The organism is Bacillus paranthracis (assembly GCF_001883995.1).
Classification (GTDB): domain Bacteria; phylum Bacillota; class Bacilli; order Bacillales; family Bacillaceae_G; genus Bacillus_A; species Bacillus_A paranthracis.
In genome coordinates this window covers 149342-171930 of record NZ_MACE01000049.1, presented here as the reverse complement: position 1 = coordinate 171930, position 22589 = coordinate 149342, and the positions used below count along the sequence as shown (strand labels likewise).

The window sequence follows — 22589 nt, the reverse complement described above, 5'->3', positions numbered from 1 at the left end:
ATACTTGGTATAATTAAAAGAAAATTTTACTCAAGAGGTGAAGGGATGTTCAAAAAAATTATTGATTCTTTATTAGGAAAGAAAAAATATCGTTCGTATTCTAGTAGTGATTATCGCCATAGAGGTCGCTCTTATTCAAGTAGCGATTATAAACGACGCTCATCTGGTTATGGGCATCATCATTATAAAAGAAAACGTAAAAGCCGTAGCTTCTTTTCAAGTAGTTGATGAAATGGCGTCGTATACTAGCTTTATTTGATAGACCACTGCGAAAAAATACAATTGTTGTAGAACGTTATAAAATTGAATCAGTAATTGGAATGGGTAGTTATGGGGTTACATATGTCGTTAATGATTTACAAATAAATAGATATAAAGTCTTAAAACAATTAAGACAAAGTAAACAAAGATATGAGTCTGGTAGAAAATCATTTGAACAAGAGAAAATGATTTTACAAACATTAAATCATCATGCAATTCCTAGTTTATATGATCATTTCGTATGGGAGAAAAAAAGCTTTTTTGTGATGGAATATATGCCTGGTAAAAATTTTGAAGATTATATTTTCTTAGATGGACATGTATATACAGAACGTGAGGTTTTAAAAATTTTATATGAAATATTAGAAATTGTATCAGTGTTTCATAGTAAAGGTATTATTCACCGAGATTTACGCATTCCAAACATATTAATGAAAGAAAACCAAATTAGTATTATTGATTTTGGATTGGCGAAATTGAAAGGTGAGGGTGATGAACGAGCTACAACGTATGAAGGTGAACAAGCTTTGATGCGAGAAGTTCACTTTCGTAGCGATTTTTATGCGCTTGGTCATTTCTCATTATTTTTATTATATGCAGGCTATGAATCTAATGAAAAACATGAAAAACCATGGTATGACGAATTAACTTTGGAAAATTACAACCGTGAAATGCTGATGCGTATGTTACAAATAAAAACGCCGTACTATGAGAATGTACAAGATTTAAAAAAAGATGTAGCTTTTGCTTTAGAAAGGATGGAGGATCCATGTTTCAAAAGTTTTTAGCAAGCGTTGGTATCGGTAATGCAAAAGTAGATACAGTTCTTGAAAAAGATGAGTATATTGTTGGTGAAGAGATATACGGAAAGGTTCATATAACTGGAGGTTCCATTAGCCAACAAATTGAAAGCATTTACTTAACGCTATCAACATCGTATGTACGAGAAGTAGATGATAAAAAAGTAACAACAACATATGATTTAGAGCGAGTTCGTTTAACAGAACCTTTTTCTGTTGAGCCGAATGAAAAAAGAGAAATTCCATTTTCATTTAAAATGCCAGTTGAAACACCGCTTACTCTTGGAATGAAAACAGTTTGGGTTCACACAGGCCTTGATATTAAACGTAGTATAGATCCAAGTGATCGTGATTACATTCAAGTGTTGCCAAATGCACTATTAAATAGTGTGTTAGAAAGTGTGAATCAATTAGGTTTTAAAGCGCGTCATATAGAATGTGAAGAATTACCGTATCGATTACGTAAGCAAGTTCCATTTGCACAAGAATTTGAGTTTGTTCCTGTTTCCGGACAGTATTATGGGAAATTAGATGAACTAGAATTATTAATTTTACCAAGTGCTTACGATCGCCTAGAGATTATTATGGAAGTAGACAGAAAATCTCGTGGATTAGCAGGTTTATTTGCAGAAGCACTTGATCTTGATGAGAAAGTGATGCGCTTTACAGTAACGAATGAAGATATTCCAATGATGAAAGAAACAATTAACAATTATATTTTTTAATAAACTATGCATAAAAAAGAAATGGAGAGGAAAACTAAAACAACCGCTCCATTTTTTTGCATAGTGAGGTTATGTATGTGAAACGATATCGACATTTATACTTGTTAAGTTTTACGCTACTCATTTGTTTTGTCGTATTATCACTTTCGTATCATACCGCTTGTATTGAGAAATTTGACAATATAGTCGCGCATTTTATTCGAAGTTTTCGAAACGATTATTTGACAGCCTACTTTACTTGGGTGTCTTTTATCGGTTCCAAAAGAATATATTTTCCGTTACTCATTATTCTTGTAATGTATTTTCTCGTTAGAAAAAAGTTGCTTAGTGCATTACTTCTAACAATTAATTATTATGGATCTCGTTATTTAAACAGTATGCTTAAACTATGGTACGAGCGAGCAAGACCTGATGTGTCGCAGCTTGTTACTGCAACTGGATATAGTTTCCCGAGCGGTCATACGATGAATGCTACTGCTTTTTTAGGATTTATTGCATACGTCACGATTACAGAAGAACGTATTACATTGCATAAAAAATTGTTGATTATTTTTATAGCGAGCTTTGTTGTATTATCTATTTCAGTTAGCCGAATATATCTTGGCGTTCACTATCCATCTGACATATTAGCAGGATGGGCAGCTGGCGGTAGCTGGCTCGTTTTATGTGTTATATTTCATAAAACGTTCATTAAAAAAGAACCTATGTCATAATAGGTTCTTTTTCCATTGGCTCAACATGAATGTGCGCATGATAAATGCCAAACTTTTTCCGAAGCATAGCCTCGATGTTGTCAGTAATACAATGACTTTCTCCAACATCCATACGAGCATCTACCTCGATTGTAATATCAACGTACGTTTGATTCCCGTACATACGCGCTCTAATATCTACGATGTTTTCCACGCCACCAATATGTTCAATTGCATCAGCATACTCTTCCATCTTATTTGGATCGATTCCATCCGTTAACATATGAGAAGCTTCTACGAAAATTTCCCATGCAGTTTTACAAATAATAAGACCGACAATTAAAGCGGCAATAGGATCTAAAATAGGCATTTGGAACTGTGAACCGACAATGCCTACTACTGTACCGATACTTACGAGGGCATCTGATAAATTATCCTTTGCAGCTGCTTCTAATGATTTACTTCTTGTTCGTGCTGCAATCTTTTTCGTATACAAATACACACAGTACATAACGACAGCAGAAAATAAAGCTACCCATGCAGCAAGTACATTAGGTGCTGCTTGTTTCGGATTTAAAAAAGATTGAATGGCACTAATAACAACTTCTAATCCGACCGTTGCCATAATAAAAGAAGCAACAAGTGATGCAATTTGTTCTGCACGCGAATGCCCATATGGATGATCTGGATCACGAGGTTTCCGAGAGATTTTTAGACCAATTAATATCGCTAAAGAAGCACCGATATCGGTTAAGTTATTTAAACCGTCAGCACGTAATGCGCTAGAGAGGGTAATATAACTGATGATGATTTTCATAGAGGATAAAAATATGTAGGCCAAAATGCTGACAATAGCACCTTTATCAGCTTCTTTATGAGAAAGAGTATCCATTTTAATCACTCACCTTTCTACAAGGAATTTCTTTCTATAAATAGAGTATCAAACGAAAGTCGTGTGGGTCTATACAAACATTGTTGACGTTTTATAGCTTTTTAAGAAGTGGATAACAAAGTTTCGTGAAGGAAAAATATGTTGTAAAGTGCAAAGTTAGGGTATGCAAGCGATTTAGATCTATGTATAACCGGGGAAGGAGAAGGGAGTACAAATATGTACACTTCTGACAGCTGATTTGGAAAAAATAAAAAACCCTCTAGAAAATATTTTTCAGAGGGTTTTCATCTTAGTATGCTTCTAAAAACTCAGTAACTTGCTCTTCAGTTTTTGCGTTAGCACTATGTAAGTGGCCTAGCTTCTCCCCATTTTGATATACAAGTAAACTTGGAATACCCATTACTTGATACTCTTCAGCGATATTTGGGAACTCATCTTTATTAATAGAATACCATTCAAACTTATTGAACTCTTCCATCACATCTCCGATAAAGTTGTCCATACGCACGCAATCTGGGCACCATGTAGTAAAGAACTTAACAACTACTGGCTCCTCGCTTGCGATGATGTCTTTGAATTCCTTGTCAGACTTGATTTCTCTCATGTTTTTTGCTCCTCTCAATGTCACACGGATAAGCTAGTATTTTTATGCAAAATCCGTAATTGCAAACATTTTGCAAACATTAGTGTTTTTGAAATAGATTGTTTGCAAAATCTTCGACTGCTTTTTCTTGTAGGCCTGGTACGACATGTGAGTAGGTGTCCAATGTGATACCTACTTTTTTATGTCCTAATCGTTCACTTACAATTTTCGGGTGAATACCCTGTTTTAACATTAATGTTGCATGGGTATGCCGTAGATCGTGGAAACGAATATCAGGAACCCCACATTTCTTTATAAGCTTTTTCCAGAGCTGTGTCAAACTTCTGAAATTGCAGGGGTTACCATTATAGGTTGGGCAAACTAAATCAAAATTATTATATCCATCTCCACACCGTTCTTTTTCTTCGTTTATCTTCTGAAGATGTTCTTGAAGAGCTAGTAAAGTGATTTCAGGCAGAACAATTAATCTTTTTCCTGAAGATGTTTTAGGTTCATGAAATTCTTTAGTGATATGAGAGAGGGAACGGTTAACTGATAGAGTTCTTCTCTCAAAATCAATATCCTTCCATTGGAGCCCTAAGATTTCACCTTTACGCATTCCACATGTAATTGCAAGAAGGTAAGCAATATAATAACGACTTTCTTTTGCGTTCTCTAAAAAAAGAAGAACTTCTTCTTCGGTCCATGTATTAACCGTTCTTGCATCAGCACCGGCAGTAGGAGGGCTAATGACATCAGCAACATTCTTTTTTACAATTTCATGGCGTACAGCGTAAGATAATGCAGTTCGTACGATTTGATGAATGCTACGAACTGTGACAGGTTTCATAGTTTCGGATAAATCACCATAGAACTTTTCAAGATCCACACCTTTTAATTTTTGCATTGGAATGTTTCCGAGTTTTGGTATAATATGATTGTTAATATGTTTTCGATAGTTGTAGTACGTGGTTTCTCGTAAATTTATCTTCCTGGCTTCAAGGTATTGAAGGAAAAATTCACGTACTCTCATTTTTGTGGGCTCAATATATGAGCCTTCTTCTATTTCTACGATTCTTTTAGCCATGTCAGCTTGCGCTTCTTTTTTTGTTTTGTACCCAGAAAACCATTTCTGTCTTCGTTTCCCTGTCTCTGGATCAGGCCCGATATCAATAATTATTGACCACTTTGTTCCTCTTTTTCGAATATGTCCCTTCACTGTATACACTCCTTCATCTCAAATTGATTCATGTTGTGTAATCTAGTTGTAATTTTGCTGCTATGAAAATTACATAGTTGGACATATCAGCGATGGATACATTTTACCATATATGAACAAATTCAGTTATAGGATATGATTGTCAGTAGATGTTAAATAATAGTAGAATATTAATAGATTTAGATAAAGTGGGGAGGAGAGATTATGGGAGTAATAATAACTAATAGAAGCGAATTAATCGGAAGGACAAGTGAAATAATTGGTTTTAAATCAGGATTAGGTTTGAATCGAGATGAATTTGCAGAAATTATACCTCATAAATTTTACGATCTTTGGTTTGGAGAAGACGATGCAATGATAAGATTTAGATCGGAAGTATACGAAGAGTTAATTAGTCACTTGTTATATGAAGTGGGGAATACTGCAACTCCTAGTCATGTATCTCCTACAATATTACTTTCTAAGAAGTATCGGGATAATCCTGACACTGCAAAGATGTATTTAGATTTAATGCAATTATTTATAAAATTTCAGCAGAATGCAATTCAAGCCGCAAGGGTATTACAAAAAAAAGAAATTAATCCGACGATTTTTATAGAGACCGCTAAAAAGAAATATGGAATAGTGGGGAGATATATAGCGCTAGAGATAATAGAAGCTATTAATTTGAGATTACACAAAAGTCCATGGGGAATAAGTAGAAAAGTTAATTGGAAAGATACAGCGGAACTGACAGAACTATTTAAAAGTGAATCGCTTGAAACACCACATGGAAAGTTTATTGATCAAAGATATATAGATTATTTAAGCCATAATTTTGATTCAATAGGAGAAATTCATTGGCGAAAATTCGAAGCATTAACATGTGAGTTTTTTGAGAAACAAGGATATTATGTTGAAATAGGTGAGGGAAGAAATGATGATGGAATAGATGCACGTATTTGGTTAAAGGAAAATGATAAGTCGGGACCGGCAACTATTCTAGTTCAATGCAAAAGATATAAGTCGAAAATTGAAAAAATGGTAGTAAAATCTCTTTGGGCAGATGTGTTAGCGTATGGGGCTGAATCCGGTCTTATTGTAACCACTAGTTCCCTTGCACCAGGCGCTGAAACTGTATGTACGGCAAGAAATTATCAAATCACTGAAGCAAATAGAGAGACATTAAAAAATTGGATTAATGTTATGAGGACTCCATATACAGGTGTATTTTTAGCTGAATAGATTTTATACATAAAAGGAGGTGGAAAACATGGGAGTACTCATGAAGTACTTTGGTGGTCATAGGGTAACTGATCCAGGTGGTGGTGGCTGGGATTACAAAGATGAACCTGGTACAGGTTGGAAAATAACTTTCGATCCAGGTACAGGTATATAAGGAAAGGGGTTAATAAAATGAAGAGTTACACAAAAGATCCAGGTGGATGGAACTACACTCAAAAGAACAGTGAAGTCGGACCGGGTGGTGGTGCAGGATATACAGACCCGGGGACGGGTGTGTAATATTTGTGCTTGGTATTACGAAAAAACTTTCTCAATAATTTTTTGTAATTAAAGAGAACTAATGTTCTGTTTTATGGTAAAATAAAGAAAAGTAAAAGACCTCACGTTATGTGAAGTCTTTTACATCGTTTTTGAGGAAACGGGCATAACGCATCAAATTTCTCGTAATTTCATTTTGTTGTTCTACTGTTAAATTCGTTAAGATATCTGATAAAGAAGTATATAAATATCCGATCTGATCCGTCGGTGCATAAGTACGTCTTTCATCAGTTAAACCTAACAAGAAGTCAGTAGACACATCAAAGAAATTTGCATATTGCACAAGAGTGTCAAAGTCAGGTGCCGATATAGCATTTTCATGTGAATTTACTCGACTGCGAGATAGGGTCATTTTATCCGCTAATTGTTGCTGTGTTAAACCACGTTCCTCACGTAGTAATTTTATATTTGTAGCAAAATAAGATAATGTATCCATACAAAAAATTATAGGTAAATTCTTCATTATCCACTATAATTGATTGTAATAAACTCAAAAAATAAACAAAATGTTATAAATCTTATCAATTGGTTGAGAAAATATTTCTCAACCTTGTTGTACAATCGTTGCACTAAAAATTCCAAATCTTGTGATAAACTGATTTTAAAGTAAAAGTATGAACAAAAAAGACCCATAGCGCAGCAAAAGTAGTGTGCAGCCACTCTTATGCTGTTCCCTAATGTGGATAGGGAAAACTCTTGCCATGAGTCAGCCCAAGTATAACATAATAATTAAAATGAAATCCTCTATGGTACAGTTTTTCTATTGAGAAAATTCGGGAAGGTGTCTCGCGTTCAAGGAGGCTTTAGTATGAATAAGGTAATAGGTTTTGCAGGTATTGTTTCAAGTGAAGATTTGAATTCAGTAAAATTGTCAAAAATAACAAATTTATCGCAGTCGAATTTATGGAAAACGTTGAATGGAAAAGTACCTATGACTTTTACAAAACTTATGAAAATCTTGGGTGGACTTGATTCTGAAGAAAAGAAAATGGAAGTAGTTCAGGAGTTTTTGAACAGTACCGATAAAGAATCGGATATAAGACTTGCTATGTATTATTTATATTTAGCAGGTTACACAGAACTACTTAGTATTCTTGTTGGAAAAGAGTATAAACAATCAGTAACAAATAATTATAGAGAGATTTTTCGTGTTTGCTTAGATAGACAAACTCATTCTTTAAGATCAGGGGAATTCCTTAAAGAAATAGAAGTGTTACGTACAAAGGTCAATTTAAATAAGCCAGGGGTAAACATACTAGTGAATACCTTAAGTATTTATGGTTATTTTGATTTAGGAGCATACAATGTTTTAACAGTATTACAAGGGATGATACAAGAAAAAATTAATGATATGCCAAAAGGTTTAGAAAAAACGTTAAATGAGGTAGAGTTAAACATAATATGTTCATATGCATATTTAATGCAAGATGAAGTGAATATGGCTAGAGATTTATTGCAAAAAGTTTTAGACGAAGAAGGAGTTCCGCGTTTATTAAAAGCTACAGCATTAAGCATATTTGCTGAAAGTTACATTTTCTGTGATCCTGATAAAGCATTGTATTATTTTGAGCTTTCACTTATAGAATTGAAGAAAATAAAAAATAACAAATCATTACTTAAAAGAAAATTAGTGGAAAATACTAGCTCTTTTTGTTGTATTATTCATAATATTCCTGTAAAATCAGAATATATACATCATGACGCTGAAAGGGCGTTAAAGTATATACGTCAGAATAAGAATAGTGAAGCTTCAGCAATATTACATCAGATTGCTAATCGTACTGCAATTCAAGATTTTTATCTATCGATAGCGACAAATGATGAGGAATTGCGTAGGAAAGCATATCATCGATTCTTAAAAGACGGCAATTTATTTTACATAAAAATCTTTGATATCTTAAAGTGAGGGACAATGAGTATGAAAAAAATAGTAGCTAGTTTAGTTATTGCATGTACACTTGCATTATCAGTGTTATCTGTTGGTTCGGTATCAACTAAAGATAATAAAGCCGCTGAAAAAGTAAAAGAAGTACAAATAATGAAAATGGACCCAGGAACTTTAGGATAATAAATAATTTTAAATGCCATTGCATCTAAGGATGCGATGGCATTTCGTACGTTTAAGGAGTTATTCATTTTCTGCATTTTGGCATTTTTGAATAATTTAGGGTGATGGGGGAAGAAGAGTGGAGCGTATGGTAGAGAGTACATTATGGGAAATGTTAAAGTTGGAAGTTTTAACGAATGATGAAGAAAAGAAAAAGGAAGTGGAGACTATTAAAAGTATAGTTAGAAAAGAAAAAAATGATTGTTAGCCCAAATGCTGACAATCATTTTTTATTAGGGCCCACAGCAGCCTTCATCATATCCAATAACATATTTTGCTTTTCTTTTGGCATTTTTTCTAACACATCAATAAGTTCATTGAATTCTTTTCTTAATTCAGTATACTGAACAGCATTTAACTCTGGATCGTCAGATCTTCCTAATAAGAAATCAGCCGATACATTCAAAACATCTGAAATTACAACTAGAAGTTCATTAGAAGGAGAACTATAACCAGTCTCATAATTAGAAATAGTAGTTTTATTCATTTTAACGTCTGCATTCATTTTTTCTTTAATTTTTAATGCTAATCCATCTTGAGTTAAGCCACGTTTCTTTCTAGTTTCTTTTATCCTCTGTCCCAAAATAGTCACAAAATCACCCCGTTAATATATATTCACCAAAGTAGTCGGAAATAATTTACTAAATAAAAGTACAATTAAATTGTACTTTGTTTATAGTACTTTTGCATTAGTTTTTTCAATGGTTTTGTTTTAGTTTTTATATTTATGAATAAAAGTACAAAAAACTCAAATAATATTGTTGACAATCCAAAATTATTGGATATATAATAAACACAAGAAGTCCAAGAAAGTTGGATTTTAGGAGGTGTCATCGTGGGAAAGAAACGTCATAATTTAATCAATGCTCGCAAACGTAAAAAATTAACTCAGGAAGCATTAGGAGCGCAGATAAACAAAAAGAAAACCGTAATAAGTAATTGGGAAACAGGTTATGCGACCCCTACATTAGGTGATGCATTACAGTTGGCTCAAGTATTAGAGGAAGATGTTTTTATTCTTTTTTTAGGAAATGAAGTCCAATAATCTCAAACTTTATGTAGGAGAGTACAAAGAATACACATTTAACATAAATTTCGAAGGGAGCAAAACAAAATGACCATTGAAGAACAAATTCAACAAGCGGTAACAAAAGCAATTCAGCCATTAATGGAACTTCTTCAAAGTCAACAGTCGCAAGTTGTTAATCACAAACCCGTACTTACTTTAGAAGAAGCGATGGAGATTCTAGGAGTCGGAAAGAACAGAATGTATGAAATTGTTAAAACAGACGGATTCCCAGCATTTAGAGAAGGGAAACGATGGATGATCATTACTCATAAATTTTATGAGTGGATGGAAAAGCAAGCTGAAAAAATCGTTTAGGAGGGATTTAGTGGAAGCTATGTTGGTTGAAAGTACATTCAGCCTTTTAGTTACAGCGGTGGTTATCGTGTCATTCATGGGTGGCGTAGCGCTATTTGATACATTCGAAAAGCTAATCAACGAGAACGAACAACTGAAGCAAGAAAATCAGCAATTAAGGAAGGTGAAAAGAATATGAGCATTACAGCACCAGTTCTACAAAAGGACTTACAAAAGAAACAAACTTTAGATTCATTTTTAAAACATTGCGAACAGAAGCAAATTGAAGCACTAAGAACACATGATGAAAAGTTATTACGTGAGTGGGTAAAGGAAGCACGCCTGGCAAGAAGAGAACTTGCAGCACTGTATCGAGCGAAAGAGAAGCACGATGTAGAACGTGAAAGAGATCGTAAAAACATTCTAAAGGTGATTAAGCGATTAAAAAGTCAGGGGATTAACGCTGATTTGGTAGAAAGAGCGCATTACATAACTCTTTGCGAGGGGGTGAGTTAGATGCTAGAAAATCCAATGTCGATGCACAACGGTTACGGTAAAGCTGATCCACAAGATCAAATGATTGACCATCCAATCGAGGATGCATTAGGAAATGAAATTCTACCAGGTGATGAATTTTTGATAGCACCAGATGGTGAAGTGGTTTTAAGAAATAACATTATGGATTACATGATTACACAGCTTGGATTTGAGAAGAAAACCGCAGGGGAATAAAAAAGAACCCACAGGCATGGGTTCCCTTTAAAAAGATAAGTTAGAGCTAGTATATCACAGAAAGCGAGTGAATAGAACATGCAAGCAAAAGTATTGGTAAATACACTCAACATGGACCACAATCAGTGGTTGCAAGCACGTACACAAGGTATTGGTGGCTCAGATGTTTCTGCAATTGCAGGTTTAAATAAATGGAAATCAGCGGTTCAAGTGTTCCTTGAAAAAACACAAGCGATTGAAAAAGAGGATATACAAAGTGAAGCGGCATACTTCGGTAACGTTTTGGAAGAAGTAGTTGCAAAAGAATTTGCAAAACGTACAGATTTAAAAGTTCAACGTAGAAACGCAATTCTTCAGCATCCTGAATATCCGTGGATGTTAGCGAATGTAGACCGCTTGATTGTTGGTGAGAAAATTGGTCTTGAATGCAAAACAGCATCGGAATATTTAAAAAAAGAGTGGGAAGATGAAGAAGTTCCAGCAGCTTATCTCTTACAGTGTCAACATTATATGGCTGTAACTGGCTATGAAGCATGGTGGATTGCGGTTTTGATTGGTGGTAACAAGTTTGTTCATAAAAAAATCGAACGCGATGAGGAATTGATACAGTACCTTATCGATATTGAAAAAGACTTTTGGCTCAACAACGTTGAGAAGAACGAGCCACCGATGTTTGACGGTTCGGATGCATCAACAGAATTACTTAAACATTTGTATCCAGAATCCATTACAGATAGCTTTGTAAGTTTAGGCAAGCAAGAAGAACTTCTCATTGAAGCTCGTGATCAAGTGGATAGAGAGATTAAAGTGCTGCAAGAGCAAAAGGCAGAGTACGAAAACAAAATCAAAGCAAAGCTTGGTACAAGTGAAGCTGGTGGAACTGAGAACTACAAAGTTTTTTGGAAGTCATACATTACAAATCGTTTTGATAGCAAGCGATTTAAAGTAGATCACCCTGATTTGTATGAGCAATATGTTAAAGAATCTATTTCAAGAAAATTCACGGTTAAATAAGGGAGGAAATAAATAATGGCAACTAACAAAGATGTAAAAAATCAATTAGCAAATCGTAAGGCAAGCGCACCAGTAACACCTGAACAAACAGTAGAAGCGTATATGAAGAAAATGGCTCCACGTTTTGCGGAAGTGTTACCAAAGCACATGAGCATGGATCGTATGAGCCGAATTGCTTTAACAACGATTCGAACAAATCCAAAGCTACTTGAATGCAAAGTACCATCGCTTATGGGAGCTGTTATGCAAGCCGTACAATTAGGACTTGAGCCTGGATTGCTGGGTCATTGCTACATCTTACCGTATAAGAGTGAAGCTACTTTCATTATCGGATATAAAGGCATGATTGATTTAGCAAGACGTTCTGGCCACATTCAAAGCATTTATGCACATGCGGTGTATGAAAATGATGAGTTTGAATACGAGCTAGGTTTACACCCACAACTGAAGCACAAACCGTCATTTGGTGATCGTGGTGAATTTATTGGAGCGTATGCAGTCGCACATTTTAAAGATGGTGGGCATCAAATGGAATTTATGACAAAGAGTGAAATTGAAAAACGTAGAGGGCGTTCAGCTTCAGCCAATTCTAATTATAGCCCGTGGAAAACAGATTATGAGGAAATGGCAAAGAAAACAGTGGTTCGTTACATGTTTAAATACTTACCAATTAGCATTGAAGTGCAGTCACAAGCGCAGCATGACGAAGTGGTACGCAAGGATATCACAGAGGAACCAGAATTCATTGAAGCTGATCCGATTGAAGTTGATCAATCAGCTGAAGTGAATGGACAAGCAGAATTCGTGATTGAAGGTGAATAACAAGTCAAAGGTGCTACTCTCTCGCAAATTGTGGGAGAGGGCACAATCAAAAGATGATTTGAAACAGTCGATTGCACGTTATATACAAACTGGTTATCCAGGTTATCGGATAGAGAAAGTCATTAAGGAAAATGAGTGTTACATCGCGATTTGCACAAGGGGGTCATAAGATGGGCATCTTTCGAGTTAAGAAGGATACAAATTACTCGGTGATACACAACACGCCTTTACGTGATGAAAATCTGAGTTGGCGAGCAAAAGGATTATTAGCATACATGCTATCTTTGCCAGATGATTGGACTTTTCATGCAACAGAGCTAAGTCAACATGCCAAAGATAGCGAAAAAATAACCACAAGTACTCTCAAAGAATTAAAGGCTGCAGGATATTTGAAACGTTATCCAGTTCAAGATCCAGAGACAGGAAAAATATCACATTGGGAAACTGCTGTTTATGAAGTGCCAACCATAGATAAGGAAAACCACCCTATGGAAAAACCACCTAGTGGTAAAACCAGTGACTGGAAAACCACCCGTATGGAAAACCACTCGGTGGAAAAAGGCCAACTACTAAATACTAATGATTTACTAAGTACTGATATACCAAGTACTAATCTAACTAATGATGATGTAGATAAGCATCCTTTAATAGATGAAGAATTTCAAAAAAGTTACAACTACCTTTTACAGAACAACATTCCATTAAGTGAAACGGCAATGCAGGATCTTGGAGAGTTCAGTGATGTATTAGGAAGTCAAATCATTATGGAAGCTGTCGATAGAGCAGTGGATCAGAACGCAAAGCGATGGAAATACATTAGCGGTATTTTATTTAACTGGCAAAAAAGCAACGTGAAAACATTGGCAGATGTAATCAAGCTTGATGAGGATTATAAAAATCAAAGAGGTGGTGTAGAAAATGCAACACGTAGGGGACGCGTTGGCAAAGGTTTTAGTACGGGCAGAAGCTATGAGGAAGAAAATACAAGCCGAGAACGCAACATGCCAAGCTTCATTAAACGAGTATAGATGTGTAAAGTGTCAGGATTCAGAAGTAGTTTTTTACGAAGAAGTAAATCAGTTTGGTATGCGAGTATCTATGCAAAAAGATTGTGAGTGCAAAGCGCAACGAGTAATGGAACGCAGATTGAAAAACGCGATGATTCCAGAAGAATTTACAGATGCTCGTTTTGATTCGTACAAAAGAGAAACAGAAGAACAAAAGCTTTTGTATAGCACAATGGGTAAATACCTACAGAACTTTAATGAAATTAAGGAAACAAAACAAAATAGCCTGGGATTCATCGCAACATTTGGAGAGTTACGAATTAAGCAATTAGAGCCAGCAAAGCGAGCGCAAGCCAAAAGAGAACATAACAGTTTCGGACTTGGTAAAACACATCTTCAAGTAGCTGCAGCAAAGTATCTCATGAAACGAGGGCATAGCGTACTGCTTATATCAGACGGAACTTTCATGGATGATCTCATTGCAGCCAAGATGATGAATGATGATAAGAAAGAATTTAACCGATTGTTAAACCACGCAAAACAAGTAGAGGTCCTCATCTGGGATGACTTAGGGAAGTCAAAATGGTCAGAAGCGAAGGAGAACCTCTACTATCAAATTATTGATTATCGGTATCGACATAATTTACCGATTTTATACAGCTCGAATGAAGATGATGAAACATTACCTGAAAAGATTGGTTATGCAGCAAAGAGCCGTTTGTTCGGCATGAGTAAACATTATTTAATCGCTGTAGAAGGCGATGATTATCGTGAGAAGGAGTGAAGAAAATGTGCATGACATGCAGTAACACTGGTGTAGTTCATAAAGAAATTTATCCAGGGATGATAACGATTGAAGGGTGTAATTGTGAGGTAGCAAAGCAGCAGGAAGCTTCATACCAAGAACATTGGGATGCTTGGATAAAAAAATTTGAAGGATGGAAAAGGGGGTTACTGCATGGGCAGCGTGTCGGTTGAGAAAAAGCGTGAGTTTGTTAAGTGGTTTTTGAACAATTTTCAATGTAAGTGGCGTGAAAGTGTATGGACTTTAAATTACTTAATGAGCCACGATCAGTTATTGCAGCAAGTTCATTTCGTTGAAAATGCAAGAGGAAATTATTCAAGAGCTATATTCATTTCAACAACATGTGTGGAAACGAAGCCTTTTGTTTTCTACCGGAATGGTTTAGTGGGTACTGATCCAGATAAAGCATTTCAACATATCCGACATAACCGTGATGAAGATATCTTTATTGAATTAAACTTTGCTGATAAATATAAGCACCCTCAATTCATTGAGATATTGGAAGGTGAAACATCTGATGAAACAGAGCTACCTTTTACCGAACGCTTGGAATTAGCCCAGGTAGTTAATGATTTAGAGAAACTCGCTAAAGCACAACTCATTGATCATGCATTAGACACAAGAAATGAAGAATTGTTCCGTAAATTGATTGCAAATTAAGGGGGAGATGAAGGGATGGCTGTCCTTTACAAATATAAATTAACCACCATTTTCGAACATTGGCCGAATGAAGAATATGTAGTAGCGGAAACCGAAGGAAAGGCAAGATTCTTGTATTGGCAAAAGTTTAGAACAAGATTTCTAACAATGCCAATGGTTGAATTCATGAAGTTTGTAAAGTGCGAGAACGAAGGTGTTTTTGACATCAAGAGGATGTACAGTGCAGAACAGGCATTTAAGAAAATGCAAAACTATCGCAACCTACACTTTGCTTACATGGGTATGCGAGTAAACGTAGCTGGCATGTGGGGTACGATCGTTGGGAACTGGAAAACTAATCTGTTCGTTTTGTTCGATGGAGAAATTGAGAAGCACAATTGCCATCCTTTTTGGGAAATTGCTTACTACGATGACGAGGGTAATGTGGTTCGAAGTTACCAGAAGGGAGAGTATGCGATATGAATGAGCCAAACGGCAAATTGTCCAATATTGAATTCGAAATGATACTGGACGATTTTAAAAATCAATTACCTCTACAAATTAAGTATCACGGCGAGCTTGCAAAATTATATAAAGCGAGATTTGATGCGTTGGTAAAGGAAGGATTCACGCAAGAACAGGCACTTGATATTGTTGCTGCTCGTGGGATTAGCTAATAAATGTTAAAGGGGATGGATGGAATGACAGACTTTCAAAATGGCGTTTACGAAATCACTTTACTGATCAGCGAAACGAAAGGGGAAAGAAAATAATGAACATCGCAAAATTACGTGGACTACAAAGGATACTTGATAATCGGATTATTAAACAGCATGGTCTGGAAGGTCAAAACTTAGTTTGTAATTTAATCCTGGCTTTACAAGTAGAAATTGCTGAATTAGCAAATGAAACACGTTGTTTTAAACATTGGAGTAATAAAGGATCAAGTGAAAGAGAAACCATTCTGACAGAGTTTGTGGATGGATTACATTTTATTTTAAGTATCAGTAATCAGTTGGATATCACAATAGAATTTCGTTGCGAAGATGAAACAGAAAAAATGATTGTCAATACATTTAATAAGCTGTTTTATTACGTAGGAGAAATGTGGGATACAGCACACAATTATCCAGACAGTAAATTGCAATTAGCGGATGACGTTGAAATAATTTTTAACTTGTTTATGGAATTAGGAACAAAGCACCTGGGCTTTACTCATGAAGATATAGAGCAAGCATACCTGGAAAAGAACAAAGTAAATCATCAACGTCAGGATGATGGATATTGAGTAAGTACAATAATAAGAAAGTTAAAATAGATGGCCATGTTTTTGATAGTAAGGCAGAATCGGATTATTACACGGGTTTAAAAGTTCGCAAAGCTGCAGGTGAAATTTTAAATCTTGAATTACAACCGAGATTCACTTTACAACCAGCGTTTATAAAGAACGGCAAAAAATATCAAGCAATTACATATAGTGCAGACTTCATGGTTTATTTGCCAAATGGTGATGTGGAAGTCGTTGATATAAAGGGAATGGTAACGGAAACGTTCGCGGTAAAGCGAAAACTGTTTGAGTATAAATATCCACACTTACAACTCATTCTTTTAAAGCATGTTATCAAGTATGGCGGATTTATCACATTGGATGAGTACGACAAGTTAAAACGTGAAGAGAAAAAAATAAAAAAGGCTAAATAAAGGGAGCGAATTATATGTCATATATCGAATTTAAACCAACTTTAAAGAAAGTAAATCTAAAAGCAGATGGTAAGAAAGAAATTGTGTTAGAGGTATCGGATTCATCGTTAAAAGGGAAATTAGATGCTTTATCTGATTTGATAGATACAAAAGTTTTAATTGCATTGGAGTCTATGCAAGTTAGCTTTAACGTAACAATTAACACGAAAACAAACGAGCCTGTAACGCAGTATGAAGTTGATGAGAAAGGGATTGTGCAAGAAGTAAAACCATCATTCGAACAGTTAGAAGCTGATTTTGATATCCCTGAAGAAAAGATTCAAACTCGTGAAGAGAAAGAACAAGCGGATCGTGAAATTGTTGACGAGTTCATTACAAGTGGTTTAGCACCAAGCTTTGACGGAATGCCAAATAAGATGCCTGAAATCGTGAAACGCCGTCTTGAAGGTGAGTCTTACTTGAAGCTTGCGAATGAACTTAATATGTCATCAGGCCAAATTATTGAAGTGATTGATGAGTACCGTAAGCGTGTCGCTCCATTAGCGATTAAGTGGTACGAGTGGAAAGAAAATCAACCTGATGTAGTTGAACAGCCAAAGGCAGAAGAGAAACCGAAGGAAGAAACAGAGACAGAAGAACCTGTTGTATCGGAAGAAGAACAGGTGCAAGAACAAGATTTGCAATCTTCTGAGGAATCTGAAGGAACTGATGAGGAAAAGCCATTTGATGAAAAATTAGAAGACTAATAAAAGTAGGTTGGTAGTATGACAAATTCGTTATACTACCTGCCTTTCAATCTCATATGGGGTGATGGGTTGAATAAAGCGGAGAAGAGTCAGGTCCGAATCGACATTATAAATATGCAAGAGAATCATTGTGAGGGTTGTACGAAATATCCAGCAGTATTTACGAATTCATCTAAATTAGTGGGTTGGTGTCAAAAGAATTGTGAGATTGGTCAAAGACTAAAAAAGTTAGGCGAAAGTCTACTTGAGGGGAGAACGGAACACATGGCTGAACAAAAAAACTGGGATCATATTTGTACAACAGCTGAAAAGTTACGTAAGGCAGATAAAAAGAAATGGACTTGGGGAAATATCGCTGAACACTTGGGGGTAAATGAAAAGACTTTGTATCATCACATTTCTAAAAGACGGGAAGAAAAAGGAGCACCTAATAAACGCGTAGGTGCATCAAATATACCTCAGAATACAAAACCATCACCACGACATCAAAACAACGAAAAAACGAAATCTGAACCACCAAAATTAAATTCTGTAGTAGCTAATCATATCGAAAAAGCAGAAACGTTAGATGCTTCCTGGAAAGGACAATTAAATACAATCCTTGATGAAAAAGATGCACTTCAAAAAGAGTTAAGCGAAGTATCAAAAATGTATGAGGGGTTGAAAGAGCTAAAAGAAAAACTAGCAAAAGATTTCATTGCAGAAACGCAAGCTCGACTGGAAGCGGAAGATGCACTCAAACTCATGCAAGATCAGCTACAGTCTCGTGATGAGGATTACAACACGTTACTAAATGAATTTAATGCAATTACTGAAAAGAATCATGAATTGGAACATGATCTACGAAAAATGCATATCAATGTGCGCGCTGCAGAAGAAACGGCCGCGAAAGAACGTGAGCATCGACTTGAGTTACAAGGTAGATCACAAGCGCTCGGAATTGCGCTCAAGGCAGTCTTATAGGTGAGCGGTATGAAACTGACAAAAGAAGAAAGAACTCAAATCACATACCAAATTGGCGATATTATCGAGCAGAAATGCAGACGTTGTTATTATAATCGCTCATGCAATGAAAGCTTTAGTGTTAATGAGTGTAAAGTATGTCCGACTGGCGAAACATTACGTCAGTTGGGCAGATACCTGGATACACAGCCTAAAAAGAATGGTGGACCAAGAAAGAGAATTCCAGTGGGATTAACGCCTGAAATCGTAAGAGGGTTAAATCAAAAGGGAATTCCAGATAAGGAAATCAGCATTATGTATGATCGTAGCTTTACCTATGTTGGAAAGCTTAAAAAGAAGTGGGAAAGTGAAGGGAAATGGAAAGGGCCAACTGATATGAGAGAAATCAAAAGGGGTGGAGCGAATGCCTGAAGTAGTTGATATAAAAGCCATGTCGGATGATGAATTTGTAAAAAAATATAAAAAGCTAGTTTACAAGTTTGTATGGAGAAAGTACGGAGCAGTTTTAGAATCGATAAAAACTACTACTGGTTTAGATGCAGAGGATTTAATTCAAAGTGGCATGATTGGGTTGCTTAAAGCAAGAAGAGACTTTAACCCTGCATATGGGTGTGAGTTTTCCACTTTAGCAATTCCTAAAATGCATGGAGAAACTACCAAAGCAATTATAAATAATCAAAAAGTTAAGGTAACAAGTGAGATATTCCACTTGAAAAGTAAAATCATTAGAAAAAAATTAACAGAAGAAAAACCAGAGGTCATTAGTCAACAATTAGGCGTATCTGTTGAGGCTGTAGAAGAAGCTTTGCAATATCAACAAATTCCAAGTTCTATAAATGAATTAGCATTTTCAACAGGGAGTGGTGATACCGATTTAACACTTGAACAGATGCTAATTGATGAACGCTCAACGAATGAGAATGAGAAAGTTGAACATGCAATAATAGTTGGTTCTTTTGTTCAGACATTACCAGATCGAGAAATGATTGTATGGGATATGTATTCAAATCATATGTCGCAAGAAATTATCGGGAAGAAAGTTGGAGTTAGTCAAACTCAAATTAGTCGCATATTAAAACGAATCAAGGGGAGAGCTGCAGCTTTTGGGAAAGAGCAAGGGGTTGCAAAGTAGTATCCAATTTGAATTTTGTATAAAAATTAAAGAAGCCTATACTACGATATCGTATAGGCCGAGGGACTAAAATTAATCTGTTATTAATTTCGAATAGATATTTAAATTGATAAGCTTCCCAGCTGAGATTTCGCTTTTTCTTAGAGTCCCTTCAAAAGTGAATTGTAATTTTTGTAATACTTTTATCGAGTTCACATTTTCAGGTTCAACTTTTGCTTCGACACGATTTAGTTTCAAATGTGTAAAAGCATAATCTAATAGGGCAGAAATCGCTTCAGGGGCATATCCCTTGCCCCAAAAGGATTTCGAAATATCATAGCCAATTTCTGTTTTTGAGTTTTCGAAATCTAAGGAATTATAACCGCATGAACCGATGATTTGGTTAGATTCTTTTTCAATAATAGTAAAACGCATAGCTTTATTATTTTGAGCCAGTTCATTGAGGAAATGAATCATATCTTTCGCTTGGTTTTCATCAGTGAAATTACTTATATTCATGAATTTTGTAACGTCAGGATCAGACCATATTCTAAATAAGCTTAATGAATCTGATTCTTTCATTTGTCTTAAATGCAATCTTTGTGTGTGTAGTTCTGTAATCAATACTTTTACCTCCATTATGTTGTTGTGATAGGTAGATTAAAAATATTGATATCTGCGCATAATTCAGTCCCTTCTGGATTAGTTAACTTTTATTATACAGAAAATTACTAAATTGAACAAAAGTGTTATTTTAAAGCAAAAGGCAGTTAGGACTCCCTAGCTGCCGTGGACTTCAAATTATATGCGTTATGTAGTTTAGATTAATATTCTATATAAAGTGATTGTAACTGCCATTAGAATTAAAAATTCGAATAAAATCATAGAATATTTTTTCTCGGGTTTTTGAAATTCTTTAATTAAGCCAAATATTGCGCCTATACCAAAGATAATATATAGACAAATTACTATGGTTTCTATCATTTTTAACACTCCTAATTAATGGTTAATTTTATTATACAGTTATTAATTTGAATGTTAAGAAACTCTAAAGAGAATTAAGGTGAATTTAAACAAAATAGTTATTTGAATTAAAAAGAGCACCGTTGGAGAGTGCGGTACTCTTAGATCAAGAACTATAACAGGGATTAAGGATAGAATATTGTATACCAAATTGATAGTAATGCAAGCCATCCAATTGTAAGGGCTATGTATTTTAAAATTTTCATGAATGCTCCTTTTAAATATAGGGTGCACCAAGCTAGAGAATGTTATTAATTTTTAAACAAAATTCTTATTTGATAACAAATAAAAAGAGCGCTGATCGAGAGCGCTCCTTATGCCTCATTATAACGAAAGTGACGAGCTCACGTTATACAGAAAGGTAGTAGTATTGTATGTCAAAGTATGAGATCGGTTAATGGATTTAAATAAAATTAAAAAAATAAAAAAGAGGACCTAGTAAACTAGGACCACAATCGAAGTATCATCTTTAAAGTGAAAGTAAAAAGATTGATATGAGATGATTTTAACATAAATCATTAAATTAAGAAATAAAGATGTTTATAAAAACTTTATTTAAAAATTAAAGAGTGGTTTTTAAGGGGCTCTATGACTAAGAGTTATTTTAAATTTTTTATAGTTTTGAAGTATTTAAGCAATAATTTTGTTTAAGACTAAGATATTTTCTCATTAGTAATATCGATTTGCTTCAGTAGACATGGCAATCGCTTTTGTTTCATGAACTGTACCATAGGGATGCTCTGGAGGTGCATATATAGAGTAAATTTTAAGTGGTTTATTCCCCATATTAATTACATTATGCCATTTTCCAGCAGGTATCATAATGGCATAGTCATCATAGACCATTTCTTGAAAATCTAATTTATCTTTGGTATCACCCATTTGAACGAGTCCTTGACCCTCTTCAATACGTATGAATTGATCGGTTGTAGGGTGTACTTCTAAACCTATGTCATCACCAACATTAATACTCATTAAAGTTACTTGTAAGTTTTTTCCTGTCCAGATAGCGGTTCGGTAAGTATTGTTTTGTTTGGTGGCTTGATTAATATTCAATACAAATGGTCTAGTTCCATAATCTGTTAATCTGAAATTTTCACAATAAGGATAGCGGTTGTGGTCCAAAGCATTATTGTTGTAACTGTAATAATAAGGATTCCAAGCGTAAATCCAATTATTGTTATTCCAGATGCTATCCATTGAGCTTTGACATTGATAATAACGTGGATGATATTGCATATTCAAGCTCCTCTCATGATTTTATCATTTCCTGTTTATCCTATGCTGTTGTCTATTTATAGGAATACAGAATAATAGGAAATGGGCAGTAATAAAAAATACAAACAAACTTTATTATTTTTCCTAGGAAAAATAAAAGTAACAAGTTAATAAAGGATGTACTATTTGGAATGAAAAACTTAATAAAATCGTTATTTAAATAAAAGAAACCCCGTTTATCAACGGGATTTCTAAGGGTAATTGTCAAGTAATGACGTACTCGACTAAATAACCATATCATGAATTTTTTGGTAACAATACTGGTAAATGTGTCCAAATGAATGAGAGCATCATTTTCAACAAAAACGCTATTTGGGAAGGAAGGAGAATGAACAGTGAAGGTAAAGGAGTACGTCGTTTATAAAGGTGAATCATTCGTATGCGTCGGGACCATACTGCAATGCGCTCAACATATGGGCGTACGTCCTGAAACCGTTAAATTTTATAAGAGACCAGCATATAAAAGGCGAGTAGCAGAACGAAAAAATGCTAGAAATTATATAACTGTTACGGAACTTGAGGAAGATTAATATAAAAATTTCATTTTGTAGAAAAGGGGATGGA

The 22589-nt window shown here is 35.0% G+C and carries 36 protein-coding genes; 29 read left to right on the top strand and 7 right to left on the bottom strand.

Annotated features, from left to right (window positions below):
• Nucleotides 1–45 precede the first annotated feature (45 nt).
• From BAQ46_RS17945 to BAQ46_RS17930, 4 genes are all read left to right on the top strand, one after another.
• Nucleotides 46–228 (top strand): hypothetical protein, encoded by a 183-nt coding sequence (locus BAQ46_RS17945; RefSeq protein WP_000473370.1) that lies wholly within the window; start codon nucleotides 46–48, stop codon nucleotides 226–228.
• Complete coding sequence (locus BAQ46_RS17940; protein WP_071742349.1) at nucleotides 228–1049, top strand: serine/threonine protein kinase; 822 nt, start codon at nucleotides 228–230, stop codon at nucleotides 1047–1049. Before BAQ46_RS17945 ends, BAQ46_RS17940 begins: the two co-directional genes overlap by 1 nt.
• A complete protein-coding gene (locus BAQ46_RS17935) occupies nucleotides 1031–1786 on the top strand; it encodes a sporulation protein (RefSeq protein WP_071742347.1) in 756 nt (251 codons plus the stop codon). The genes BAQ46_RS17940 and BAQ46_RS17935 overlap by 19 nt, the downstream gene beginning before the upstream one ends.
• A 77-nt stretch (nucleotides 1787–1863) precedes the next feature.
• Nucleotides 1864–2499 carry a phosphatase PAP2 family protein gene (locus BAQ46_RS17930; RefSeq protein ID WP_000833368.1) on the top strand — a complete coding sequence of 212 codons (636 nt, stop codon included), beginning with the start codon at nucleotides 1864–1866 and terminating at the stop codon, nucleotides 2497–2499.
• Here BAQ46_RS17930 and BAQ46_RS17925 read toward each other — a convergent pair.
• From BAQ46_RS17925 to BAQ46_RS17915, 3 genes are all read right to left on the bottom strand, one after another.
• A complete protein-coding gene (locus tag BAQ46_RS17925; protein ID WP_071742345.1) occupies nucleotides 2489–3370 on the bottom strand; it encodes a cation diffusion facilitator family transporter in 882 nt (293 codons plus the stop codon). The two genes, BAQ46_RS17930 and BAQ46_RS17925, sit on opposite strands and share 11 nt — an antisense overlap.
• A 289-nt stretch (nucleotides 3371–3659) precedes the next feature.
• Nucleotides 3660–3974, bottom strand: coding sequence for a thioredoxin family protein (locus BAQ46_RS17920; RefSeq protein WP_071742343.1), 315 nt, complete (start codon nucleotides 3972–3974; stop codon nucleotides 3660–3662).
• A gap of 79 nt (nucleotides 3975–4053) precedes the next feature.
• Nucleotides 4054–5172 (bottom strand): site-specific integrase, encoded by a 1119-nt coding sequence (locus BAQ46_RS17915; RefSeq protein WP_071742341.1) that lies wholly within the window; start codon nucleotides 5170–5172, stop codon nucleotides 4054–4056.
• A 204-nt stretch (nucleotides 5173–5376) separates the two neighbouring features.
• Here BAQ46_RS17915 and BAQ46_RS17910 point away from each other — a divergent pair, with 204 nt between their 5' ends.
• Together BAQ46_RS17910 and BAQ46_RS31410 are read left to right on the top strand one after the other, a co-directional pair.
• Nucleotides 5377–6396, top strand: a complete 1020-nt coding sequence (locus tag BAQ46_RS17910; protein WP_071742339.1) for a restriction endonuclease — start codon at nucleotides 5377–5379, stop codon at nucleotides 6394–6396.
• Between the two features lie 28 nt (nucleotides 6397–6424).
• Complete coding sequence (locus BAQ46_RS31410; RefSeq protein WP_270702537.1) at nucleotides 6425–6550, top strand: hypothetical protein; 126 nt, start codon at nucleotides 6425–6427, stop codon at nucleotides 6548–6550.
• A 231-nt stretch (nucleotides 6551–6781) separates the two neighbouring features.
• Here BAQ46_RS31410 and BAQ46_RS17905 read toward each other — a convergent pair whose 3' ends face one another.
• Nucleotides 6782–7150, bottom strand: coding sequence for a helix-turn-helix domain-containing protein (locus BAQ46_RS17905; RefSeq protein WP_071742337.1), 369 nt, complete (start codon nucleotides 7148–7150; stop codon nucleotides 6782–6784).
• A gap of 372 nt (nucleotides 7151–7522) precedes the next feature.
• Between BAQ46_RS17905 and BAQ46_RS17900 the strand changes: the two genes are divergently transcribed.
• From BAQ46_RS17900 to BAQ46_RS31405, 3 genes are all read left to right on the top strand, one after another.
• On the top strand, nucleotides 7523–8620 hold the full coding sequence (locus tag BAQ46_RS17900; RefSeq protein WP_071742335.1) for an AimR family lysis-lysogeny pheromone receptor: 1098 nt from the start codon (nucleotides 7523–7525) through the stop codon (nucleotides 8618–8620).
• A 12-nt stretch (nucleotides 8621–8632) separates the two neighbouring features.
• Nucleotides 8633–8782 carry a hypothetical protein gene (locus BAQ46_RS30735; protein WP_084638342.1) on the top strand — a complete coding sequence of 50 codons (150 nt, stop codon included), beginning with the start codon at nucleotides 8633–8635 and terminating at the stop codon, nucleotides 8780–8782.
• A gap of 118 nt (nucleotides 8783–8900) precedes the next feature.
• Nucleotides 8901–9029 carry a hypothetical protein gene (locus tag BAQ46_RS31405; protein ID WP_255288311.1) on the top strand — a complete coding sequence of 43 codons (129 nt, stop codon included), beginning with the start codon at nucleotides 8901–8903 and terminating at the stop codon, nucleotides 9027–9029.
• Nucleotides 9030–9044: 15 nt separating this feature from the next.
• Here the strand turns inward: BAQ46_RS31405 and BAQ46_RS17895 are convergent, their stop codons facing one another.
• Nucleotides 9045–9413, bottom strand: coding sequence for a helix-turn-helix domain-containing protein (locus tag BAQ46_RS17895; protein ID WP_071742333.1), 369 nt, complete (start codon nucleotides 9411–9413; stop codon nucleotides 9045–9047).
• 243 nt (nucleotides 9414–9656) lie between these two features.
• Here BAQ46_RS17895 and BAQ46_RS17890 point away from each other — a divergent pair, with 243 nt between their 5' ends.
• From BAQ46_RS17890 to BAQ46_RS17800, 19 genes are all read left to right on the top strand, one after another.
• Complete coding sequence (locus BAQ46_RS17890) at nucleotides 9657–9866, top strand: helix-turn-helix transcriptional regulator (protein WP_071742331.1); 210 nt, start codon at nucleotides 9657–9659, stop codon at nucleotides 9864–9866.
• 69 nt (nucleotides 9867–9935) lie between these two features.
• On the top strand, nucleotides 9936–10205 hold the full coding sequence (locus tag BAQ46_RS17885; RefSeq protein ID WP_071742329.1) for a helix-turn-helix domain-containing protein: 270 nt from the start codon (nucleotides 9936–9938) through the stop codon (nucleotides 10203–10205).
• Nucleotides 10206–10215: 10 nt separating this feature from the next.
• Nucleotides 10216–10383, top strand: coding sequence for a hypothetical protein (locus BAQ46_RS30430; protein ID WP_161491000.1), 168 nt, complete (start codon nucleotides 10216–10218; stop codon nucleotides 10381–10383).
• A complete protein-coding gene (locus BAQ46_RS17880; RefSeq protein ID WP_084638341.1) occupies nucleotides 10380–10700 on the top strand; it encodes a hypothetical protein in 321 nt (106 codons plus the stop codon). The genes BAQ46_RS30430 and BAQ46_RS17880 overlap by 4 nt, the downstream gene beginning before the upstream one ends.
• A complete protein-coding gene (locus BAQ46_RS17875; protein WP_071742327.1) occupies nucleotides 10701–10916 on the top strand; it encodes a YqaI family protein in 216 nt (71 codons plus the stop codon). It abuts the gene before it with no gap.
• 78 nt (nucleotides 10917–10994) lie between these two features.
• The gene (locus tag BAQ46_RS17870; RefSeq protein WP_071742326.1) at nucleotides 10995–11930 is read left to right on the top strand and encodes a YqaJ viral recombinase family nuclease; all 936 of its coding nucleotides are present in this window, start codon (nucleotides 10995–10997) and stop codon (nucleotides 11928–11930) included.
• A 15-nt stretch (nucleotides 11931–11945) separates the two neighbouring features.
• The gene (gene recT / locus BAQ46_RS17865; protein ID WP_071742324.1) at nucleotides 11946–12752 is read left to right on the top strand and encodes a recombination protein RecT; all 807 of its coding nucleotides are present in this window, start codon (nucleotides 11946–11948) and stop codon (nucleotides 12750–12752) included.
• 170 nt (nucleotides 12753–12922) lie between these two features.
• Complete coding sequence (locus BAQ46_RS17855) at nucleotides 12923–13780, top strand: DnaD domain-containing protein (protein WP_071742321.1); 858 nt, start codon at nucleotides 12923–12925, stop codon at nucleotides 13778–13780.
• Nucleotides 13734–14543 (top strand): ATP-binding protein, encoded by an 810-nt coding sequence (locus BAQ46_RS17850; protein WP_249024558.1) that lies wholly within the window; start codon nucleotides 13734–13736, stop codon nucleotides 14541–14543. The genes BAQ46_RS17855 and BAQ46_RS17850 overlap by 47 nt, the downstream gene beginning before the upstream one ends.
• 5 nt (nucleotides 14544–14548) lie before the next feature.
• A complete protein-coding gene (locus BAQ46_RS17845) occupies nucleotides 14549–14737 on the top strand; it encodes a hypothetical protein (RefSeq protein WP_071742317.1) in 189 nt (62 codons plus the stop codon).
• Nucleotides 14718–15224 (top strand): YpiB family protein, encoded by a 507-nt coding sequence (locus BAQ46_RS17840; RefSeq protein WP_071742315.1) that lies wholly within the window; start codon nucleotides 14718–14720, stop codon nucleotides 15222–15224. Before BAQ46_RS17845 ends, BAQ46_RS17840 begins: the two co-directional genes overlap by 20 nt.
• 15 nt (nucleotides 15225–15239) lie before the next feature.
• Nucleotides 15240–15686, top strand: a complete 447-nt coding sequence (locus BAQ46_RS17835) for an MFS transporter (protein ID WP_071742313.1) — start codon at nucleotides 15240–15242, stop codon at nucleotides 15684–15686.
• On the top strand, nucleotides 15683–15880 hold the full coding sequence (locus tag BAQ46_RS17830; RefSeq protein WP_071742311.1) for a hypothetical protein: 198 nt from the start codon (nucleotides 15683–15685) through the stop codon (nucleotides 15878–15880). The genes BAQ46_RS17835 and BAQ46_RS17830 overlap by 4 nt, the downstream gene beginning before the upstream one ends.
• Before the next feature lie 95 nt (nucleotides 15881–15975).
• On the top strand, nucleotides 15976–16491 hold the full coding sequence (locus BAQ46_RS17825; protein ID WP_071742309.1) for a dUTP diphosphatase: 516 nt from the start codon (nucleotides 15976–15978) through the stop codon (nucleotides 16489–16491).
• Nucleotides 16488–16904 (top strand): DUF1064 domain-containing protein, encoded by a 417-nt coding sequence (locus BAQ46_RS17820; RefSeq protein WP_071742307.1) that lies wholly within the window; start codon nucleotides 16488–16490, stop codon nucleotides 16902–16904. Before BAQ46_RS17825 ends, BAQ46_RS17820 begins: the two co-directional genes overlap by 4 nt.
• Before the next feature lie 14 nt (nucleotides 16905–16918).
• Nucleotides 16919–17650: a 2-methylcitrate dehydratase gene (locus tag BAQ46_RS17815; RefSeq protein WP_071742305.1), complete on the top strand. Its 732-nt coding sequence runs from the start codon at nucleotides 16919–16921 to the stop codon at nucleotides 17648–17650.
• An 18-nt stretch (nucleotides 17651–17668) separates the two neighbouring features.
• Nucleotides 17669–18613, top strand: coding sequence for a zinc-finger domain-containing protein (locus tag BAQ46_RS17810; protein ID WP_116777246.1), 945 nt, complete (start codon nucleotides 17669–17671; stop codon nucleotides 18611–18613).
• A gap of 9 nt (nucleotides 18614–18622) precedes the next feature.
• On the top strand, nucleotides 18623–19024 hold the full coding sequence (locus BAQ46_RS17805; RefSeq protein WP_071742303.1) for a hypothetical protein: 402 nt from the start codon (nucleotides 18623–18625) through the stop codon (nucleotides 19022–19024).
• The gene (locus BAQ46_RS17800; protein WP_071742302.1) at nucleotides 19017–19745 is read left to right on the top strand and encodes a sigma-70 family RNA polymerase sigma factor; all 729 of its coding nucleotides are present in this window, start codon (nucleotides 19017–19019) and stop codon (nucleotides 19743–19745) included. Before BAQ46_RS17805 ends, BAQ46_RS17800 begins: the two co-directional genes overlap by 8 nt.
• Nucleotides 19746–19817: 72 nt before the next feature.
• Here the strand turns inward: BAQ46_RS17800 and BAQ46_RS17795 are convergent, their stop codons facing one another.
• A complete protein-coding gene (locus BAQ46_RS17795; RefSeq protein WP_071742300.1) occupies nucleotides 19818–20348 on the bottom strand; it encodes a GNAT family N-acetyltransferase in 531 nt (176 codons plus the stop codon).
• A 1068-nt stretch (nucleotides 20349–21416) separates the two neighbouring features.
• Nucleotides 21417–21986 carry a cupin domain-containing protein gene (locus BAQ46_RS17780; protein ID WP_044791496.1) on the bottom strand — a complete coding sequence of 190 codons (570 nt, stop codon included), beginning with the start codon at nucleotides 21984–21986 and terminating at the stop codon, nucleotides 21417–21419.
• 374 nt (nucleotides 21987–22360) lie between these two features.
• On the opposite strand from BAQ46_RS17780, the gene BAQ46_RS17775 reads away from it, so the two are divergent.
• The gene (locus tag BAQ46_RS17775) at nucleotides 22361–22555 is read left to right on the top strand and encodes a hypothetical protein (RefSeq protein WP_000864997.1); all 195 of its coding nucleotides are present in this window, start codon (nucleotides 22361–22363) and stop codon (nucleotides 22553–22555) included.
• Nucleotides 22556–22589: the final 34 nt, after the last annotated feature.

What these genes read in the sequence shown, in the direction of transcription:
- BAQ46_RS17870 (WP_071742326.1), top strand. Translation starts at nt 10,995, where the DNA reads ATGCAAGCAAAAGTATTGGTAAATACACTCAACATGGACCACAATCAG.
- BAQ46_RS17875 (WP_071742327.1), top strand. Translation starts at nt 10,701, where the DNA reads ATGCTAGAAAATCCAATGTCGATGCACAACGGTTACGGTAAAGCTGAT.
- BAQ46_RS17905 (WP_071742337.1), bottom strand. Translation starts at nt 7,150, where the DNA reads ATGGATACATTATCTTATTTTGCTACAAATATAAAATTACTACGTGAG.
- BAQ46_RS17845 (WP_071742317.1), top strand. Translation starts at nt 14,549, where the DNA reads ATGTGCATGACATGCAGTAACACTGGTGTAGTTCATAAAGAAATTTAT.
- BAQ46_RS17805 (WP_071742303.1), top strand. Translation starts at nt 18,623, where the DNA reads ATGAAACTGACAAAAGAAGAAAGAACTCAAATCACATACCAAATTGGC.
- BAQ46_RS17940 (WP_071742349.1), top strand. Translation starts at nt 228, where the DNA reads ATGAAATGGCGTCGTATACTAGCTTTATTTGATAGACCACTGCGAAAA.
- BAQ46_RS17830 (WP_071742311.1), top strand. Translation starts at nt 15,683, where the DNA reads ATGAATGAGCCAAACGGCAAATTGTCCAATATTGAATTCGAAATGATA.
- BAQ46_RS17880 (WP_084638341.1), top strand. Translation starts at nt 10,380, where the DNA reads ATGAGCATTACAGCACCAGTTCTACAAAAGGACTTACAAAAGAAACAA.
- BAQ46_RS17855 (WP_071742321.1), top strand. Translation starts at nt 12,923, where the DNA reads ATGGGCATCTTTCGAGTTAAGAAGGATACAAATTACTCGGTGATACAC.
- BAQ46_RS30735 (WP_084638342.1), top strand. Translation starts at nt 8,633, where the DNA reads ATGAAAAAAATAGTAGCTAGTTTAGTTATTGCATGTACACTTGCATTA.
- BAQ46_RS17835 (WP_071742313.1), top strand. Translation starts at nt 15,240, where the DNA reads ATGGCTGTCCTTTACAAATATAAATTAACCACCATTTTCGAACATTGG.
- BAQ46_RS17935 (WP_071742347.1), top strand. Translation starts at nt 1,031, where the DNA reads ATGTTTCAAAAGTTTTTAGCAAGCGTTGGTATCGGTAATGCAAAAGTA.
- BAQ46_RS17945 (WP_000473370.1), top strand. Translation starts at nt 46, where the DNA reads ATGTTCAAAAAAATTATTGATTCTTTATTAGGAAAGAAAAAATATCGT.
- BAQ46_RS17815 (WP_071742305.1), top strand. Translation starts at nt 16,919, where the DNA reads ATGTCATATATCGAATTTAAACCAACTTTAAAGAAAGTAAATCTAAAA.
- BAQ46_RS31410 (WP_270702537.1), top strand. Translation starts at nt 6,425, where the DNA reads ATGGGAGTACTCATGAAGTACTTTGGTGGTCATAGGGTAACTGATCCA.
- recT (WP_071742324.1), top strand. Translation starts at nt 11,946, where the DNA reads ATGGCAACTAACAAAGATGTAAAAAATCAATTAGCAAATCGTAAGGCA.
- BAQ46_RS17925 (WP_071742345.1), bottom strand. Translation starts at nt 3,370, where the DNA reads ATGGATACTCTTTCTCATAAAGAAGCTGATAAAGGTGCTATTGTCAGC.
- BAQ46_RS17825 (WP_071742309.1), top strand. Translation starts at nt 15,976, where the DNA reads ATGAACATCGCAAAATTACGTGGACTACAAAGGATACTTGATAATCGG.
- BAQ46_RS17885 (WP_071742329.1), top strand. Translation starts at nt 9,936, where the DNA reads ATGACCATTGAAGAACAAATTCAACAAGCGGTAACAAAAGCAATTCAG.
- BAQ46_RS17780 (WP_044791496.1), bottom strand. Translation starts at nt 21,986, where the DNA reads ATGCAATATCATCCACGTTATTATCAATGTCAAAGCTCAATGGATAGC.
- BAQ46_RS17920 (WP_071742343.1), bottom strand. Translation starts at nt 3,974, where the DNA reads ATGAGAGAAATCAAGTCTGACAAGGAATTCAAAGACATCATCGCAAGC.
- BAQ46_RS17840 (WP_071742315.1), top strand. Translation starts at nt 14,718, where the DNA reads ATGGGCAGCGTGTCGGTTGAGAAAAAGCGTGAGTTTGTTAAGTGGTTT.
- BAQ46_RS17810 (WP_116777246.1), top strand. Translation starts at nt 17,669, where the DNA reads ATGACAAATTCGTTATACTACCTGCCTTTCAATCTCATATGGGGTGAT.
- BAQ46_RS17910 (WP_071742339.1), top strand. Translation starts at nt 5,377, where the DNA reads ATGGGAGTAATAATAACTAATAGAAGCGAATTAATCGGAAGGACAAGT.
- BAQ46_RS17900 (WP_071742335.1), top strand. Translation starts at nt 7,523, where the DNA reads ATGAATAAGGTAATAGGTTTTGCAGGTATTGTTTCAAGTGAAGATTTG.
- BAQ46_RS17800 (WP_071742302.1), top strand. Translation starts at nt 19,017, where the DNA reads ATGCCTGAAGTAGTTGATATAAAAGCCATGTCGGATGATGAATTTGTA.